This is a genomic window from Arthrobacter sp. UYNi723, from assembly GCF_054057635.1.
In genome coordinates this window covers 16,333-32,194 of the sequence record NZ_JBSRZM010000021.1, presented here as the reverse complement: position 1 = coordinate 32,194, position 15,862 = coordinate 16,333, and the positions used below count along the sequence as shown (strand labels likewise).

17 protein-coding genes, 2 tRNA genes and 1 pseudogene are annotated in these 15,862 nt (G+C 64.0%); 8 read left to right on the top strand and 12 right to left on the bottom strand.

Features of this window, described 5'->3' with window-relative positions; genetic code table 11:
* Window positions 1-42: 42 nt before the first annotated feature.
* Entirely contained in the window at window positions 43-1,314 is a 1,272-nt protein-coding gene (locus tag ACVWY0_RS15790; RefSeq protein ID WP_485837512.1) for a GDSL-type esterase/lipase family protein, read from the top strand.
* Here ACVWY0_RS15790 and ACVWY0_RS15785 read toward each other — a convergent pair.
* The 5 genes and pseudogenes from ACVWY0_RS15785 to ACVWY0_RS15765 all read right to left on the bottom strand — a co-directional run.
* Window positions 1,311-1,529 (bottom strand): annotated as a pseudogene (locus ACVWY0_RS15785) (DapH/DapD/GlmU-related protein); the annotation flags it as partial. The gene ACVWY0_RS15790 and the pseudogene ACVWY0_RS15785 sit on opposite strands and share 4 nt — an antisense overlap.
* Window positions 1,530-1,894: 365 nt before the next feature.
* Entirely contained in the window at window positions 1,895-2,059 is a 165-nt protein-coding gene (locus ACVWY0_RS15780; protein ID WP_485837511.1) for a hypothetical protein, read from the bottom strand.
* The gene (locus ACVWY0_RS15775) at window positions 2,056-2,328 is read right to left on the bottom strand and encodes a hypothetical protein (RefSeq protein WP_485837510.1); all 273 of its coding nucleotides are present in this window, start codon (window positions 2,326-2,328) and stop codon (window positions 2,056-2,058) included. The genes ACVWY0_RS15780 and ACVWY0_RS15775 overlap by 4 nt, the downstream gene beginning before the upstream one ends.
* Window positions 2,329-2,483: 155 nt before the next feature.
* Complete coding sequence (locus ACVWY0_RS15770; protein ID WP_485837509.1) at window positions 2,484-2,621, bottom strand: hypothetical protein; 138 nt, start codon at window positions 2,619-2,621, stop codon at window positions 2,484-2,486.
* A gap of 108 nt (window positions 2,622-2,729) precedes the next feature.
* Window positions 2,730-2,867: a hypothetical protein gene (locus tag ACVWY0_RS15765; protein ID WP_485837508.1), complete on the bottom strand. Its 138-nt coding sequence runs from the start codon at window positions 2,865-2,867 to the stop codon at window positions 2,730-2,732.
* Window positions 2,868-3,306: 439 nt separating this feature from the next.
* Between ACVWY0_RS15765 and ACVWY0_RS15760 the strand changes: the two genes are divergently transcribed.
* On the top strand, window positions 3,307-4,044 hold the full coding sequence (locus ACVWY0_RS15760; RefSeq protein ID WP_485837507.1) for a potassium channel family protein: 738 nt from the start codon (window positions 3,307-3,309) through the stop codon (window positions 4,042-4,044).
* A 14-nt stretch (window positions 4,045-4,058) separates the two neighbouring features.
* Window positions 4,059-4,131: transfer RNA gene (locus ACVWY0_RS15755), tRNA-Arg, on the top strand.
* A 184-nt stretch (window positions 4,132-4,315) separates the two neighbouring features.
* Here ACVWY0_RS15755 and ACVWY0_RS15750 read toward each other — a convergent pair.
* The 5 genes from ACVWY0_RS15750 to ACVWY0_RS15730 form a co-directional block, all read right to left on the bottom strand.
* Window positions 4,316-5,215 (bottom strand): tyrosine-type recombinase/integrase, encoded by a 900-nt coding sequence (locus tag ACVWY0_RS15750; RefSeq protein ID WP_485837506.1) that lies wholly within the window; start codon window positions 5,213-5,215, stop codon window positions 4,316-4,318.
* A gap of 698 nt (window positions 5,216-5,913) precedes the next feature.
* Window positions 5,914-6,186 (bottom strand): hypothetical protein, encoded by a 273-nt coding sequence (locus tag ACVWY0_RS15745; RefSeq protein ID WP_485837505.1) that lies wholly within the window; start codon window positions 6,184-6,186, stop codon window positions 5,914-5,916.
* 236 nt (window positions 6,187-6,422) lie between these two features.
* On the bottom strand, window positions 6,423-7,262 hold the full coding sequence (locus tag ACVWY0_RS15740) for a sugar phosphate isomerase/epimerase family protein (RefSeq protein WP_485837504.1): 840 nt from the start codon (window positions 7,260-7,262) through the stop codon (window positions 6,423-6,425).
* Window positions 7,259-8,473 carry a dihydrodipicolinate synthase family protein gene (locus tag ACVWY0_RS15735; RefSeq protein WP_485837503.1) on the bottom strand — a complete coding sequence of 405 codons (1,215 nt, stop codon included), beginning with the start codon at window positions 8,471-8,473 and terminating at the stop codon, window positions 7,259-7,261. The genes ACVWY0_RS15740 and ACVWY0_RS15735 overlap by 4 nt, the downstream gene beginning before the upstream one ends.
* The gene (locus ACVWY0_RS15730) at window positions 8,473-9,642 is read right to left on the bottom strand and encodes a Gfo/Idh/MocA family protein (RefSeq protein ID WP_485837502.1); all 1,170 of its coding nucleotides are present in this window, start codon (window positions 9,640-9,642) and stop codon (window positions 8,473-8,475) included. Before ACVWY0_RS15730 ends, ACVWY0_RS15735 begins: the two co-directional genes overlap by 1 nt.
* 178 nt (window positions 9,643-9,820) lie before the next feature.
* Between ACVWY0_RS15730 and ACVWY0_RS15725 the strand changes: the two genes are divergently transcribed.
* Both ACVWY0_RS15725 and ACVWY0_RS15720 read left to right on the top strand, forming a co-directional pair.
* On the top strand, window positions 9,821-10,909 hold the full coding sequence (locus ACVWY0_RS15725) for a LacI family DNA-binding transcriptional regulator (protein ID WP_485837501.1): 1,089 nt from the start codon (window positions 9,821-9,823) through the stop codon (window positions 10,907-10,909).
* A 4-nt stretch (window positions 10,910-10,913) separates the two neighbouring features.
* Window positions 10,914-11,549: a GNAT family N-acetyltransferase gene (locus ACVWY0_RS15720; protein WP_485837500.1), complete on the top strand. Its 636-nt coding sequence runs from the start codon at window positions 10,914-10,916 to the stop codon at window positions 11,547-11,549.
* On the opposite strand, the gene map is transcribed toward ACVWY0_RS15720, so the two are convergent.
* The gene (gene map / locus ACVWY0_RS15715) at window positions 11,536-12,303 is read right to left on the bottom strand and encodes a type I methionyl aminopeptidase (RefSeq protein ID WP_485837499.1); all 768 of its coding nucleotides are present in this window, start codon (window positions 12,301-12,303) and stop codon (window positions 11,536-11,538) included. The genes ACVWY0_RS15720 and map overlap by 14 nt on opposite strands.
* A gap of 139 nt (window positions 12,304-12,442) precedes the next feature.
* Between map and ACVWY0_RS15710 the strand changes: the two genes are divergently transcribed.
* Window positions 12,443-13,219: a DNA alkylation repair protein gene (locus ACVWY0_RS15710; RefSeq protein WP_485837571.1), complete on the top strand. Its 777-nt coding sequence runs from the start codon at window positions 12,443-12,445 to the stop codon at window positions 13,217-13,219.
* 15 nt (window positions 13,220-13,234) lie between these two features.
* On the opposite strand, the gene mptB is transcribed toward ACVWY0_RS15710, so the two are convergent.
* The gene (gene mptB / locus ACVWY0_RS15705) at window positions 13,235-14,791 is read right to left on the bottom strand and encodes a polyprenol phosphomannose-dependent alpha 1,6 mannosyltransferase MptB (protein WP_485837498.1); all 1,557 of its coding nucleotides are present in this window, start codon (window positions 14,789-14,791) and stop codon (window positions 13,235-13,237) included.
* 162 nt (window positions 14,792-14,953) lie between these two features.
* On the opposite strand from mptB, the gene orn reads away from it, so the two are divergent.
* Both orn and ACVWY0_RS15695 read left to right on the top strand, forming a co-directional pair.
* The gene (gene orn, locus ACVWY0_RS15700; protein ID WP_082575783.1) at window positions 14,954-15,586 is read left to right on the top strand and encodes an oligoribonuclease; all 633 of its coding nucleotides are present in this window, start codon (window positions 14,954-14,956) and stop codon (window positions 15,584-15,586) included.
* 129 nt (window positions 15,587-15,715) lie between these two features.
* Window positions 15,716-15,788: transfer RNA gene (locus ACVWY0_RS15695), tRNA-His, on the top strand.
* Window positions 15,789-15,862: the final 74 nt, after the last annotated feature.

Here is a 15,862-nt window from a genome sequence, read left to right as displayed (position 1 = left end):
ACAACGGCGGCCGCGTCCGCACTTGACTGGTGCCAGCGGACAATGATCATGCTCCCCGTGCCGGTCACCCGTTGGAGGGTCAAGATCGCCAACTGGAACGTCCTCACCAACACCGCTCTGACAACCCCGGTCAGCGGTACAGGCATCTACTACGGCGCCCCCGCCGCCATCCCTACGACCGGCACAACGAACCGCTGGAACGGCGACTTCGCCGCAGCACCCACACAGGTTGTCGGCGCGTTCTCGGTGCCCACTGACGGCACCGACTACGTCAGCCCCTGGGTGAGTACACCGCTCGCAGCCAAGACCCCCTTGGTCCTCTCGTGGGGGTTCACCACTCCCGCTACGGGTACCGGCGTTGCAACCGGGTCAGGTTGCCAGGTCGCAGGCGTGGCAACGTCAGGGTCATCCCATGCTGGCGATACAGCCATTAGCGGCGTGGCGGGATACTTCGCCCCGAAGGGTGGGGCGTACTTTGATGTGCGCGTTGAGTATGAGTTTGTCGGCACCACCCCCATCGGCGTGTTCGCTGGCGACTCCGTCACTGAAGGCACCAGCGACGGGGACTATGGCGGAACCCATAAGGCCTCCCTCATGCATGAGGCGTGGCCGGGCGCGGCGGGGATGCAGGGGAATTATGCCACCATCAACCTGGGCACCGCTTCCGCGAACCTCGCGTCGTTCGATTCTGCGGCTAAACGGCCATGGGCGCGGGCAGACCTAGCCACCACCGTCCCCGACTTCGCCGTTATCGCCCTGGGCACTAACAACACGGGTGGACCGTACACCGGCAACATCGCCGCCTATGTGGCGCTTTTCCAACTCATCAAGAGCATGGGCATCAAGCGGATATTCGTGTCTACGTTGATACCACGCACGGACGGTGCCGCGCTGGCAGGGACGCTGACTGCCGACGCCAACGTCGGTGCAACGTCAATCACATCAAGCATCAGCATCCCCAGCGGAACGCCAATCCAGATGGGTTGGGGCCGGACACTGGAAAGGCTCACCACCAACGGCGTGCCAACTGGCGCCGGACCGTACACCATCCCGCTCCCCGCCACGGCCATCGCGCACAAGTCCGGGGATCAGGTCATCAGCGGTCTGGAGATGAGCCGGCAGGGTATCAATGACTGGTTGCGCCAGGTCCCCGGTGACGTGCTCGGATGCCTGGACTTCGACCTTGCCATGGCGTTCGGCATCGGCTCATCCAAGCCGGACCCGCGCACCATGTCAGGTGACGGCGTGCATCCGCTCCGATCCGGCTACCAGCGCATGGGAACATTGGCCGCACCACTCGGCGTGACGCTCTAGATGAACCAGGGGGCGCCGCTCTTAGCGGCGCTCCAGTCATAGGTCAGTTCCTGGTTGCGCTGGCCGATGACCTTGGCGGGGATGCCGCCGACGATCATGTACGGAGCAACGTCCTTGGTGACGACCGAACCGGCGGCAACGACCGCTCCTTCACCGATGGTCACGCCGGGCAGGATCGTGGAACGGAAGCTGAGCCATGCACGGTCGCCAACAACCACAGGCGCGCCGACGTTACCGAACTCCGGGTCGCGGTGATCATGCTGCAAAGTCCAGATAGCGACCTCGCTGGAAATGTTCACATGGTCACCGATAGTGATGCCGCTGCGGCCATCGAGAGAGGACCAGAGGCCGACAACAGTATTGTCTCCGATGCTGATATTCCGGCCCGCCCGGATTTCACGCCAGCGGTAGAGCTGCGCCGAGTCCGCCAACGTAATGCCAAGGACCTTCTTGGCCAGCGCATTCCGCACAGCCCGGATTGGCAGGCTGCCGAGGGTGTCAGAGAAAAGGAACTGGGCGCCCGACAGCGCCTGGCGCATCTTGGGCGCGTAAGGGGAAGCCTTGACGAGGTCCTTCAGGCTCACAGGCCCATGCTCTTAACTGTGCTGCCGCCAGCCGCTTTTGCGACATGCAGGTAGGCGGACTTCTCGTCAGGCTGAGTCGCGGCTGCTTCGGCCATGGACCAGGCGTCTTCAATGGTGGCTCCGAGGGACAATGCGACGGCGGCAAGCGCGGTGATATTCATGCCGTCAGTTTAGGGGACGATTCCTTACGGCGGCGCGGCTTGCTCCGGGACAGCCAAAACGTTGCCCCGAACACCAGCCAGTTAACGCCCAGTACGGCCATGACGGCCCAGAACTCCCTGCCCATACCGCTGCCCACCGTTTGGGTGATGACAAAAATGCATGTGACGAAGCCGAACCCGGCCAGCGCGGTGAGGTGCTTCCATGTGAGCCGCTTCGATGCAGCTGGAGGCTGCGGCTTGCTCTCGTGGCGCGCTACGTCAATAGTCATGACCCTTATCTTAGGGGTCGGATAAATACCGGAAGCGCGGATCGTGCAGATAACCGTGACACGCACAGCACAGCACGGCACGGATACCAGCGCCGGGGATGTTCGGTTGCTTGGGTCCGCACTCGCGTACCGCAAGGCATGACCGTGGGCCGCTGCTACTTGATGGATGCCTGCCATTCGGCATCAACGGCAGCAGCGGCTCGGCACGACCGGGCGCACTCGGTCAGCGGCTTGCCGCACCCGTCGCAGTTGGTCTGACGGAAGCTGGCAAAGAAGTCTCTAATGATCCCCATGCGCCAAGTATAGGGGCCAGATAAATCCGGTTAAGTGCCCCTCCGGAAAAGGCCGTCCTGATCAGTGCCGCGGATCCGCTGCACCGCTCAGGACCGCCCCTCCGTAAATCAGACTGCCAGGCTCTGCTGCCGCTTCTGGATTGCAGCCAAGAGGTTCGCTGGCTTGACCGCTTCCTCCAGCACCTTGACCCGGTCCTCAAGGACTTTAATCTGGGCCTGCAGTGATTCCGTCGACTCTTGAGTCATTTGGTTACCCCCTATTTCATGCGCCCGTTTTGCGCTGGTTTGGACACCTCGAATCCTAGCGAGTAACCCAACTATGTCCCGCTCTCTCCGGAGGGCGGGACATTTCGTCGTTACCCCGGTAGTCCGCATGTAAGGTTTGGTCTCGTGGTGAGGGGATTAGCCCCTCACCTTTGGTGATGGGGGTAGCAGTGGAAATCATCGGGTTATGGTTGGCCGTGGCAGGATGTGCGGTAAGCGCAGTGGGGGCTGTGTGGCTACTCGTTGGATTCAGCCCGAACAATCCAAAATACGTGGATGACGGGATGCTCTATCCGGGCGTGCAGCGGTCCCAGGTCCTTCCGCAACTGCTAAAGGACCAGCGAGGTGTCGCTGCCTTGGTGGTCATCGGGACAACCCTCCAACTTGGGGGAGCCGTTCTCACCATCGTTGGTTTGCGGGCATGAAGCTGGAACGATGGCGGCGCCTCACGGAATGGCCCCTCACTGCAGCAGCCCTGCTCTTCCTCGTCGCCTACGGGTGGCAAGTCATAGGCAATCTCCAACATCCCGAAGACGAGATCACCCAGAACATCATCACCATCACCTGGGCGCTCTTCGCCGTCGATTACGTCGTCAGCCTCGTCTTGGCCACCAACAAGCCCCATTGGTTCCTGCACCACCTACCCGACCTCTTTGTCGTCGTGCTCCCCGCCCTCCGGCCCCTGCGTCTCCTCCGGCTCATCACCCTAATCAGCGTTCTTCAAAGGTTCGCCGGCGCAAGGCTGCGCGGGAAAGTTGTTGCCTACGTCGTTGGAGCGGCTGGCATGCTTGTCCTGATCGCTGGTCTGGCCGCCCTGGACGCGGAGCGGGAGAACCCGGAAGCGAACATCACCGACATCGGCGACGGGCTGTGGTGGGCTGTCACGACTATCACCACAGTCGGTTACGGAGATCTTTACCCGACCACCACGACGGGCCGGTTCATCGCAATCGGCCTCATGACGTGCGGCATAGCCCTGCTGGGCATTATCACCGCCACACTGGCGTCATGGTTGATCCAAAAGATCAGCGCCGACGATCAGGAAGCAGCATCCGCGACAGAAGAGCACATCAACGAACTACGCAGCGACATAGCCGAGCTGAAACAACTGTTGGAGGCGCAGCCGGGGTTTTTGTCGGGCGAGTCAGAGCGGCGCTAGACTGGATTGCGCCCGCCCCAGTAGCTCAGTGGATAGAGCAGAGGCTTTCTAATCCTCGGGTCGGGGGTTCGATTCCCTTCTGGGGCACGCAGGCCGGACACCATCCCCCATGGTGTCCGGCCTTTTGTCGTTGGCCCTGGAATCGGTGTGGCGGTGGGGCTTATCCGCGGCGTCCCCGGTTTCGGCTTTTGCTAGGTTGCAGTATAGATATTGACAGGCGTGCTAGGCCTAGCAGATTACGTGCTGGGGTTTGATTGTGACGGTTTGCTGGTTAGGCGGCCATGCGCCCGCCGTCGGCCAGGGGCTGGACACGTCGCCGGCCGGAGCGTTCGGGCATGGTGATGGATGGCAGTGCGTCGAAACCGTGACGGATGCCTTCGGGGCGGAGCAGCAGGTACTTTGTGGTGGTGTCCATGTTGGAGTGCCGCATGCTGCGCTGGACGATGAAGTCACTGACGCCGGCTTCGTGCATCTCGGTGGCCAGGGAAGCGCGGAGGTCGTGGGGCCGGTGCTTGAGGCCGATGCGTTTGATCGCTTCGCCGATCAGGCCGGAGACAGAGTTGCCCATGATGTGCCCTTCCCCCGCAGCGTGCAGTTTGTTGGCTGTCCGGTTCGGGAACCAATATCCGGTCCGGGGCATCTGGTGGAACAGTGGCCAGACGGCGGCTGGGACGGGCAGCGTGGCTTCCTTGCGGCCCTTGCCTATGGTCTTGAGGGTGCGGGCTTCCCAGTCGATGTCATCGCCGTTCACGGCCGCAATCTCGGAGACCCGTAACCCGAGGTAATAATGCAGGGCGACCATGACCCTGGTCCGCCGGTAGATCCCGGACTGAAGCAGCGCGTTGATCTCGTCGATGCTGAAGGGGTTCGGCTCGCGTTTCCTGGTGGCCACTCTCGGCAGCCGGTACGCGGGATTGTCCAGGCGAAGGCCTTCGTCCTGCATCCAGGCGAAGAACGTATGCAGGCCCGACCGGCGATGGACCCGGGTGGAGTTGGACCAGTTCCGTTTGGCGGTCCACATGATGAGCTCCTTCCTGGTCACGGTCTCCAGGCTGTCGATATCGCGGGCCAGCTGGCGGATGAAGATGAGGCGCTCGCGGATGGTCTTTTCCGTGAGGTCTGCTGCTTTCATGCAGGCCGTCCAGTAGTTCAGCGTGTCGGTTGTCTCCATTGGTTGCCCCCTGCTTTAGTGTGTGATTCCGGTACTTTTGTACACCGAATTGGGCTTGATTACTGGCCGATATTCTGGAAGGTTTTAGCTTCAAGGACCTGCGTTGCAGGTCCTTTTCTTTTGTTCTGCCACCACCGCAGAGGGAACAGAGGGAAGCTTGGGAGGAGAGACTTCTGCCCTTCTGGTCCGGTCCAAAAACACGAGGTGTGCTGGTGGGATTACGGACTGAAGGACAGAAGCTGTTACTTGGACACCGCGTCGGTCACGTCGGTCGTCGGTCGTTTCGCATCTGGCCCGGGGCATTACTCCTGGGCAGTGGCGGCATCCTCCTGCCTGGGGGCTGGAGGGCGGTATGTGTGCAGATCTGGCGGCCCGGCTGGGCCCACTGTAGGCGCTGGCACTTCTTCGATTCCACGGGATTGCTCCTCCGGGTGAACACCCTGCCTGCACACGCGACATTGGAACTGGCTCTAACCCAGTAAGCAGCCCGTGATTGAAGGCTTAGCGTGTTTTGCGGCGCGACAAAAGCACCAGGCGGGGTAGCCGTACCGCCTCGGTATGAAGGCGTCACAAGCTATGGACTGGTGCAGGGTGCAGTGGTTAGACTGGTTCCGCGATCAGGGTCCGTAGCCGGGGACTGATTGCCTGCCGGCCCGGATGTTGACGCATCCGGCCGGCATTCATTTTTAAGTTCGCGGTTAGATGAAGACCACGCTGTCGGGGTCGATCCACTGGGATTGAGTTCCGCCGTCCCACTCGATCTTGAAGCCGGCGGACGTAACGTCTTTGATACGCCCTTCCGGTTGGACGGAGGCGTTGCGGAACATGCCAACGAATCGGACGCGGCGGCCCTTCATGGCGTCCCGGAGGGCGGCGGCGGCATCGACGGCCACGCGCCACTCACGGAAGCTGCTGAGGGCTTCGCTGTCTGGTTCTGGGATTGGTGGCTGGACGGCGCGGAGCGGGCTCACGCGGCGATCTCCAGCGGGATCTCTTCGGTGTACTGCTTATGACGGGGGGTGAACTGCAAAACATCTGCCGAAACGCCAACCTTGTAATCCGCCGGTCGGGGGTTCGATTCCCTCCTGGGGCACAACGTGACGAGTCGGCACGTCCTTGACGGATGAGCCGGTCAGCGAAGAACACCCCCGGTCTTCGGACCGGGGGTGTTCTTTGTTGTGTGAGTGTTACGAACCTGCGGTATGAATCAGGCGTATGGCAGGACGAGTTCCGCGTAACGCGCCTTGACGGTCTCCATGACAGCATCTCCGTCGGCGTCCCAGATCTCCTGGTTGAAGATTTCAACCTCGATGTCCCCGGTGTACCCGGCGTCCCTGACCCAGGTGCTGATGGTGGCGAAGTCGATCACGCCGTCGCCCATAAAGCCCCGGGACAGCAGCGGATCGGCTGCGATGGGCATGTTGAAGTCACACACCTGGTAGGAGGCGATGCGCCCTTCCCAGCCGGCGCGTTCGATCTGTGCCTTCAGTTCCGGGTCCCACCAGACATGGAAGGTGTCGACGGCGACGCCCACCGCCTGAGCATCAAACGGGGTTGCAAGATCCAGGGCCTGGCCCAGGGTCGAAACGACGGCACGGTCCGCTGCGTACATGGGGTGCAGCGGCTCCAGCACCAGCCGGATGCCGTTCTCCGAAGCGAACGGGACAAGATCGGCGAGGCGGTCGGCAACGCGCTGGCGGGCTGCCACCACGTCCTTCTCCCCCGGCGCCAGTCCGCCGACCACCAGGAAGAGTTCCCTGGTGTCCAACGCAGCGGCTTCGACGACGGCCGCCCGGTTGTCCGCCAGTGCGGCGGCCTGGCCCTCAGCGTCAGCCGCAGTCAGGAACCCGCCGCGGCACAGGGAGGAGACCCGGAGGCCCTCGTCCTTGATCAGCTTCGCGGCCTTGTCCAGCCCCGCTTCCTCAACCCGGTCGCGCCACGGGGCGATCGCGGGGATCCCGGCGCGGACACAGCCATCGACCACTTCGGCAAGCGTCAGATTCTTCGTGGTGGCACTGTTCCGGGAAAGCCGTGAAAAGTCCCTCATACTCCCACTCCGTTGATGCGCAGGTAGTCGGACATTCGGAACGCGGCGAGCGCCGGGTCCTTCAGCAGCCCTGCCTGGTCGGCCAGTTCGAAGGTCTTGGCCAGGTGGCAGACGGAGCGGCCGGAGTGCAGGCCGCCCACCATCTGGAAGCCGGGCTGCCTGCCGTTGAGCCAGGACATAAAGGCGATCCCGGTCTTGTAGTAGAACGTGGGGGCGCTGAAGATGTGCTTGCCGAGCTCGCGGGTGGAGTCCAGGATGGCGCGCGCTTCCTCAGCCTTGCCGGCGTCGTACTTCTGCAGCGCAACCGATGCCGCAGGGTAGATCGCAGCGAAGATGCCCAGCAGCGCGTCCGAGTGGTGGCTGCCGTCGCCGTCGATCAGTTCCGGGTAGTTGAAGTCGTCGCCGGTGTAGAGGCGGACGCCTTCCGGAAGGGCAGCGCGCAGGGCTACCTCATGCGAAGCGTCCAGTAGCGATACCTTGACGCCGTCCACCTTGTCCGCGTTGTCACGGATGAGGGAGAGGAACGTCTCGGTCGCGGCAGCGACGTCGTCCGAACCCCAGTATCCGGCCAGCGCGGGATCGAACATGGTCCCGAGCCAGTGCAGGATGACGGGCTGGTCCACTTCCTGCAGCAGCGTCGAGTAGACGTGCAGGTAGTCGTCCGGACCGTTGGCCACGCGGGCCAGCGCCCTGGAAGCCATCAGGATGATCTTGGGTCCGGCTTCACTGACGACGGCGATCTGCTCGCGGTAGGCGTCAAGGACGGCGGTAAGACCCGCGTTGCCGGTGGGCAATGCGGCGAGGTCCAACTGGTCGGTGCCGGCGCCGCACGAGACGAGGTCGCGCACAGTCTTCCCGGCGGTAGCGGGGCCACCGGCAGCGACCACCGAAGCGGCCTCCACACCGGTGCGCTTGATGAGCTGCTGGGTTGCGGCCCAGTCCAGGCCCATGCCGCGCTGGGCCGTGTCCATGGCGTCCGCAACACCCAGGCCGTAGGACCAGAGTTCGTGCCGGTACGCCATGGTGGCGTCCCAGTCGAGGCTGGCCGGGGCACCGGGCCTGTTGTCCGCCAGGACCTCGGGAATGACGTGCGCTGCAGCGTACGCGCGGCGCGACGTGAGCGGGGCGGCGGGGCGGGCCCACGACACGCCGCCTTGGAGGCGGTACTCGCGGGTGCCGCCGTCGTGGGTGGGAAGGATCAGGGAAGTCATCAGAGCGTGATCTCCGGGATGTCGATGGTGCGGCGTTCGTCGTTGGACTGCAGGCCAAGCTCGGCGAGCTGGACGCCGCGGGCGGCGGACAGCAGGCCGAAGCGGTGCTCGCGGCCGGCCACGACATCGCGCAGGAACTCTTCCCACTGCAGCTTGAAGCCGTTATCCAGCTCGGCGGTGGCAGGGACTTCCTGCCACTGGCTGCGGAAGGATTCCGTGACGGGCAGGTCCGGGTTCCAGATGGGCTTGGGGGTGTGGGCACGCTGCTGGGCTACGCACTTGTTGAGTCCGGCAACGGCCGAACCGTGCGTGCCGTCGATCTGGAATTCCACAAGCTCGTCGCGGTAGACGCGGACAGCCCAGGAGGAGTTGATCTGGCCGATGACCGGCTCGCCCGCCGGCGTTTCGAGTTCAAAGATGCCGTAGGAAGCGTCGTCGGCCGTGGCCTTGTACTCCTTGCCTGCTTCGTCCCAGCGGGCCGGGATGTGCGTGGCGGTCTTGGCGTTGACGCTCTTGACCTTGCCGATGATGCCTTCGAGGACGTAGTTCCAGTGGCAGAACATGTCCGTGGTCATGCCGCCGCCGTCTTCCTTGCGGTAGTTCCAGGACGGGCGCTGCGCTGCCTGGACGTCGCCTTCGAAAACCCAGTAGCCGAATTCGCCGCGGATGGAGTGGATGCGGCCGAAGAAGCCTTCGTCCACCAGGCGGCGGAGCTTGACCAGGCCTGGAAGGTAGAGCTTGTCGTGAACAACACCGGCGGTGACGCCGGCTTCCTTGCCGATGCGGGCCAGCTCGATGGCTTCTTCGAGGGATTCCGCCGTGGGCTTCTCGGTGAAGATGTGCTTGCCGGCAAGCATGGCCTTCTTCAGGGTGGCGGCACGGAGGCTGGTCATGGAGGCATCAAAGATGATATCAACCGAAGGATCGTTGATCACGGAATCCAGGTCCGTGGTCCATTCGGCCACCTTGTGGAGCTCTGCCAGCTCACGGATCTTAGCCTCGTTGCGGCCCACCAGGATCGGCTCCACCTGAACCTTGGTGCCGTCCTCCAGCGTGAAGCCCCCGGCGTCGCGGATGGGAAGGATGGAACGCAGCAGGTGCTGGCGGTAACCCATCCGGCCGGTAATGCCGTTCATGGCGATACGGATCGTCTTTGTTTCGAAGCCCATGTGTCCTCCACGGTGAGTGAGCAGTGTTACTCAAGCAATATTGGGAAAGCGCATTCCCACTGCATCCATCATGCACCGCGCCCATTCAGGTTGGCAAGCGCTTTCCCAAAGCATCCTCAAACTGCCATACTGAAAGCGGCGCTAACGGCGCTTAGAGTCTGTACGAACGGGAGAAGTTGTGGCTGCAAGTACCCTCACCGAGGTGGCCCGGCTGGCGGGCGTGTCGCCGGCCACCGCCTCCCGCGTGCTGAACGGCTCCGCCCGGATACCCGGCAAGGATATTGCGGACCGGGTGCGCCAGGCCGCCGAATCCCTCGGCTACATTCCCAACGCCCAGGCGCAGGGGCTGGCCAAGTCCAGCTCCGGGCTGATCGGGCTGATCGTGCATGACATTGCCGATCCGTACTTCGCAGCCATCGCCCGCGGCGTCCAGGATGCCGCGAGGGAACAGCACAAGATGGTGCTGCTGGCCACCACCGAGGGCGCTCCGGACAGTGAGAAGGAGGCCGTGGCTGCCTTCGCCGCACGCCGCGCCGATTCCATCGTGATCGCAGGATCACGGACCTCCCGCACCGAGGACCTGGAAGGCAACACCGAACTCGCTGCGGAACTGGACCGATACTGCCGCAACGGCGGCCACGTGGGCGTGATCGGCCACGGGATTGTGGGGGCCGCGGCAGCGGACGGCTACCACGTGGTGAGTGTGCCCAATGAGGAGCTGGCCGCGCAGCTCGCAACTGAGCTGGCCGCGTCGCGGGAAGAAGACTTCGTCGTCGTCGGCGGCCCGGAAGGGCTGTTCACCTCCGACGACCGGATCCGTGGGTTCCAGCGCGGCCTTGCCAGCACCGGCCTGCCGGCCGCGGACGTCATCCGCACGGACTTCACCCGTGCGGGCGGCTTCGAGGCCGGCCTCGCCCTTGCTGCACGGATCACAGCGTCCCAACCCGGGACCGAGACAAAACGGCTCTGCATCTTTGCCGTCAACGATGTTATGGCCATCGGGGCCGCCGCCGCGCTGCGCTCCCAGGGACTGCGGATCCCGCGCGACGCCGCCGTTGCCGGTTTCGACGATATTAAGACTCTGCGCGATTTCCGGCCGGCCCTCTCCACGGTGCACCTTCCCCTGGAGGAGATCGGACGGCAAGCCGCCAGCAGGGCAGCCGGCCCGTCCGCCGACGATGCCGGATCGCCCCCGATAACCGGCCAGGTCATACTCCGGCGCAGCACCGAAGTGGCACACCCGAGCAGCGCCGAGTCGGTGGCCTGACCAGATGGCTGACGGGCCCGTCCCCGGCCTGACGACGGCCGCGGCGCAGTGGAACGGCGTCGAGCGCTTGTTCAGCCGCCCCGGCGAACCGTCCCGCTGCTGGTGCCGCTTCTTTGCCCTCACCGGTCCGGAGTACTCCGCGCTGGAGCCGGCCGCCCGCAAGGCACAGTTGAAGGAAAAGTTCGACGGCGGCTCCCCCGCCCCCGGCGTCCTCGCCTTCGTCGACGGTCAGCCCGTGGGTTGGTGTGCCGTGGAGCCACGGACCTGTTATCCCCGAGTGCTTCGCTCCCGCATGCTGCGGCTGGCTGAGGAACCAGGGCCGCCCGATTCCGAAACAGCATCACCGGATGCGTCCGGCGGGGTGTGGTCAGTGACCTGCTTCGTGGTCGCCGCCGGCCACCGCCGGAGCGGTGTGGCAGCCGCGCTGCTGCGCGCCGCCGTCGAGCATGCCCGGCTCAATGGTGCCGACGTTGTGGAAGGCTACCCGGTGGACCGCGAGCAGCGGCCCAAAGCGGGACCCGCAGACCTTTACCACGGCACGCTGAACCTCTTCCTGCGCGCCGGGTTCACCGTGGTCAGCAGCGCCGTCCCAGGGCGGGCCGTGGTGCGCCTGAGCCTCACCGGACTTAAGGGAGCGTAAGGATCAGCGGGCCATCGGCAGTGATGGCCACTGTGTGTTCGCTGTGGGCAGCCCGGCGGCCGTTGGCGGAACGCAGCGTCCATCCGTCGTCGTCCTGGTAGTAGTCGTCCTTGCGGCCCAGGATCAGCATGGGCTCGATGGCGATGACCAGCCCCTCGGTGAGCTTGATCCCCCGTCCCGGCCTGCCGTCGTTGGGCACCGGCGGTTCGGCGTGCATGGTGCGGCCGATCCCGTGGCCGCCGTGGTCAGCCAGCAGACCGTAGCCCGCCCGCAGCGCGGCGCCGCCGATCGCGTAGGCAAGATCGCCCATTTTGTTGCCGATCCGGGCTGCCTCGATCCCACGGGCCAAGGCAGCATCCGTGGCATCAATGAGGGCCTGGTCCACAGGATCGGGTGTTCCCACAATGAAACTGACGGCCGCATCGCCGCACCAGCCCTCCAGGAATGCCCCGCAATCCACGCTGAGCAGGTCACCGTCCTGGAGTTTGTAGCCGTCGGGGATTCCGTGGACCACGGCGTCGTTCACACTTGTGCAGATCACGCCGGGAAACGGAACTGCGGCCCAGCGCGGGTGGTAATCCAGGAAGGCCGGTGTGGCTCCCGCGGCGGCAATCGTCTCGGCGGCCAGCGCATCGAGGTCACGCAGGGTGACACCCACTCCGGCGGCCTCACGCACCGCCGCCAGCGTATTGGCCACCACCCGCCCGGCTTCGCGCATGAGGGCAATCTGCTCGGGAGTCTTGATCATGGACATGCAGGGAACCTCCGACGTCGGGTGGCACGGTTCACGGGAACGTGCAGTTTGTCTGGTCCCACTCTAGAGCCGTCCCGCTGAGGATGGACCGGCCGACATCCAGCCGCCGGCACCTCGCTAAAGTTGCACCATGGACCGAATGCCGCCGAATGACGAATCGCTGGACACGGACGCACCGGTCACGGAAGCTCCGGCCACGGAGACTCCGAACCGCGAGTTGCTGGATGCCGTGCGCGCGGCGCTGCGGGAGCGGACGGACCCGGTGCGGGCCACTGGCGCGCAGGCGTATATGAAGTCCACTCTGCCGTCACTGGGCGTCAGGGTCCCGGAAGTCAGGCGGCTGGCGCTGGCCGCTGCTTCCGTCCATCCCGTTACGTCGGCGGGCCAGTTGCGGGCCACGGTGCTTGTACTCTGGCGCGGCTCCACAGTACGCGAGGAACGCTATGCAGCCATTGACCTGACAAGCCTCCGGTTGGTGGCCCGTGACCAGCTGATGCTCCCTGTCTATGAGGAGATCATCCGCACCGGCGCGTGGTGGGATTTCGTGGACGGGGTGTCGCATCGTATCGGCGGGCTTCTTCAGGCCCACCGGCCCATGATGACCGAACTCCTGCTGGCCTGGAGCACGGACCAGGATTTCTGGATCAGGCGGTCGGCCATCACCTCGCAGTTGAAGGCCAAGGCCAGCACGGATCAGGACCTGCTGCGGGCTGTCATTGAGCCGAACCTGGCGGACCCGGAGTTTTTCATCCGGAAGGCCATTGGCTGGGCGCTTCGTGAGTACGCCAAAACGGACCCGGAGTGGGTACACGATTTCGTAGTGGAAAAGGGCACGCGGTTGAGTCCGCTGTCCCGGAAGGAAGCCTTGCGGCATCTGGAACAGGGCACGACGGCGGGAATCACCGGCGCCGGATAACCGCGCCTGCGGAGACTAGATAACGGGGCGTTCGGTCACCGGTTCGGCCGACTTCCGGAAAAGCCTTTTGGTGTCTGGATCCATGAAGATCAGGTACATGGCAAAAAGCAGGCCGGTAATCGCTGCCGCGATGCGGGCCAGGACCAGGGCAAGTCCCAGGTCTTCGGTCTGGAGGTAGGGAAATACCTCCAGCTGGTCAGAAATGGCGTAGATCATGAAGAACGACACGATGAAATACAGGGCCTTGACCTGCCAGTCATTGCGGATGCCTGTCACCGCGAACAGCGGGATGAGCCACACCACGTACCAGGCCTGGATCATCGGCGCCAGCACCACGATGGCCGCAAAGCCCAAGGTGAGGCGGCGGATCAGCCGCTCATGCTCACCCCTGAATATCTGGAAGGCGACGATGCCTACGGCAAGTATTTTGCCGGCGTCGAACACCCAGTCGGCGAGCGTCCACCCGTCGAGGCCGAAGGCGTTCGAAACGGAAGCGACCACCAGCCCCACCAAGCCCACCGGCGCGTACCAAATGAAGAGGCTGCCAGGGGCGGACAGCCCATTGATCCAGCCGAAGCCGAACCCGTTGACGAGGCTCAGGCCGTACAGAATGGTCAGGCTCAGCCCTCCGGTCAGTCCCCAGAACAGGAATTTCCGCGGCCAGCCGGCGTTCTTGCCTGCCCAGATCAGGCCGATGAACGGCAGGAAAACGATGGTGATGGGCTTGACGGCGATGGAAAGGGTAACGAGGACTATGCCCAGCACCACGCGCCTGGTGGCCGCGTAGTACAGTCCGGCAAGGGCCAACCCGATCATGAGGGCATCGTTGTGGACGCTGGCGATGAAGTTGGTGAGGAACAGGGGGTTGGCCGCGGTGAGCCACAAGGCGCGGTGCGGATTGACGCCGTGAAGCTCGGCCAACTTGGGCACGTAGATGACGCAGAGGACCACACCAAACAGCGCAACGAGCCTGAAAAGCATCACGCTGGCCTCGGGCTGGACGTTGGTGGACCAGACCACAAACTGCTCGATCCACAGAAACAGCTGGCCGTACGGCACGGGAGCTTCAGTCCACTGTTTGTCGGCGCCAAGCTGGAAATAGTTGGACAGCGCCGAGATGCCGTTCTCGTAGGGGTTGAACCCCTCCACCATCAGCCTGCCCTGACCAATGTAGGCATACACGTCGCGGCTGAAGAGCGGGACGGTGAACATCAACGGCAGGCCCCATGCTGCGATGGCCTGCAGCGTTGCCTTTCGCGCCGCCGGCCCCCATACGCGGACCCGCTGGCCAAGCCTCAGCCAGGAGCGGACCAGGAGCATGCCGCCCACCGCAACCAGCACGATGGCCAGGGCAACGCCGATGGCCTCCGTCCGCATCCAGATAAAGATCGGTACCCTGCGGAGTTCCGAAACGGGGGCCAGCCAGCCGACGCCGAGGGATCCGAACACCATCAGGACCGAGCCGACAAAGCCGGCAAGGATGGAGGACCTGGCGTTATCCACGTCTGCCGCAGCGGGCTCCGGGATCACGCTGGTGGCCATCTCCCCCGTTGCAGGCACAGGCGCCGTCATCTCAGGATCGTCCAATCTCTTTACACTCGGCGCTTCAACCCCGCGGGCGGCAGTGGCCGCCCGGGTCGCGCAGGCACAGCACAGCGGCAAAATCCTCGCCCCCGTGTACCCGAAATCCTAGCATCGGACGGTTGCGCCGGAGCTAAACGGTAGGCTGGTCCGGTGCCTATATCTAACGAACGCATCGTCTGGATCGACTGCGAAATGACCGGCCTGGACATCAAGAACGACGCCCTGATCGAGGTGGCGGCGCTGGTGACGGACTCAGAGCTCAACATTCTCGGCGACGGTGTGGACGTGGTGATCAAGCCCGAGGATGCTGCCCTCGCCCAGATGAACGACTTCGTCAGGGACATGCATACCCGGTCCGGGCTGCTCAAGGAGCTGCCGCACGGCAAGACCATGGCCGAGGCCGAAGCCGCCGTGATGGAATACATCGAAAAGTGGGTGCCGGACCCGCGCAAGGCACCGCTGGGCGGCAACTCCGTGGGGACCGACCGCGTCTTCCTATCCCGCGACATGCCGGCCGTTGTGGAGCACCTGCATTACCGCGTGATCGACGTGAGCACCATTAAGGAACTCTCCCGCCGCTGGTTCGCCCGGGCTTACTTCCAGTCCCCCGCCAAGAAGGGCGGCCACCGCGCCCTGGGTGACATCCAGGATTCCATCGACGAGCTCCGCTACTACCGCGAGGCGGTTTTTGTTCCGGCTCCGGGGCCTGACAGCGCCACGGCCCGCGAAGTCGCCCAGCGCATCACTGCCTCGCCGGGCACAGCAGGTATTCCGAAAGAGTAATTTGCGCCACGTTTGGCGGAAATTTTCGCAAAAACCGCAAAAGTGGCGCAAGCACCCTCAAACAGCAGGTAAGCTATTTGAGTTGCCTTTCCAGAGCACCGGACCACCGGGAAATCTGTGGGGCACATGGTGGGCTTAGCTCAGTTGGCAGAGCGCCTGGTTGTGGTCCAGGAGGTCGCGGGTTCAACCCCCGTAGCTCACCCTCATAGGGCGGCAGTAAAAGCCGTCCATTTGGAGGCCGTACCGGATATCCGGTACGGCCTCCATTTTTTTGCA

Coding starts and splice junctions, on each gene's coding strand:
- ACVWY0_RS15710 (WP_485837571.1), top strand. CDS start 12,443: ATGCCGCCGAATGACGAATCGCTGGACACGGACGCACCGGTCACGGAA.
- ACVWY0_RS15720 (WP_485837500.1), top strand. CDS start 10,914: ATGGCTGACGGGCCCGTCCCCGGCCTGACGACGGCCGCGGCGCAGTGG.
- ACVWY0_RS15750 (WP_485837506.1), bottom strand. CDS start 5,215: ATGGAGACAACCGACACGCTGAACTACTGGACGGCCTGCATGAAAGCA.
- ACVWY0_RS15740 (WP_485837504.1), bottom strand. CDS start 7,262: ATGAGGGACTTTTCACGGCTTTCCCGGAACAGTGCCACCACGAAGAAT.
- ACVWY0_RS15760 (WP_485837507.1), top strand. CDS start 3,307: ATGAAGCTGGAACGATGGCGGCGCCTCACGGAATGGCCCCTCACTGCA.
- ACVWY0_RS15780 (WP_485837511.1), bottom strand. CDS start 2,059: ATGAATATCACCGCGCTTGCCGCCGTCGCATTGTCCCTCGGAGCCACC.
- ACVWY0_RS15730 (WP_485837502.1), bottom strand. CDS start 9,642: ATGGGCTTCGAAACAAAGACGATCCGTATCGCCATGAACGGCATTACC.
- ACVWY0_RS15735 (WP_485837503.1), bottom strand. CDS start 8,473: ATGACTTCCCTGATCCTTCCCACCCACGACGGCGGCACCCGCGAGTAC.
- mptB (WP_485837498.1), bottom strand. CDS start 14,791: ATGACGGCGCCTGTGCCTGCAACGGGGGAGATGGCCACCAGCGTGATC.
- ACVWY0_RS15765 (WP_485837508.1), bottom strand. CDS start 2,867: ATGACTCAAGAGTCGACGGAATCACTGCAGGCCCAGATTAAAGTCCTT.
- map (WP_485837499.1), bottom strand. CDS start 12,303: ATGTCCATGATCAAGACTCCCGAGCAGATTGCCCTCATGCGCGAAGCC.
- ACVWY0_RS15770 (WP_485837509.1), bottom strand. CDS start 2,621: ATGGGGATCATTAGAGACTTCTTTGCCAGCTTCCGTCAGACCAACTGC.
- ACVWY0_RS15775 (WP_485837510.1), bottom strand. CDS start 2,328: ATGACTATTGACGTAGCGCGCCACGAGAGCAAGCCGCAGCCTCCAGCT.
- ACVWY0_RS15790 (WP_485837512.1), top strand. CDS start 43: ATGATCATGCTCCCCGTGCCGGTCACCCGTTGGAGGGTCAAGATCGCC.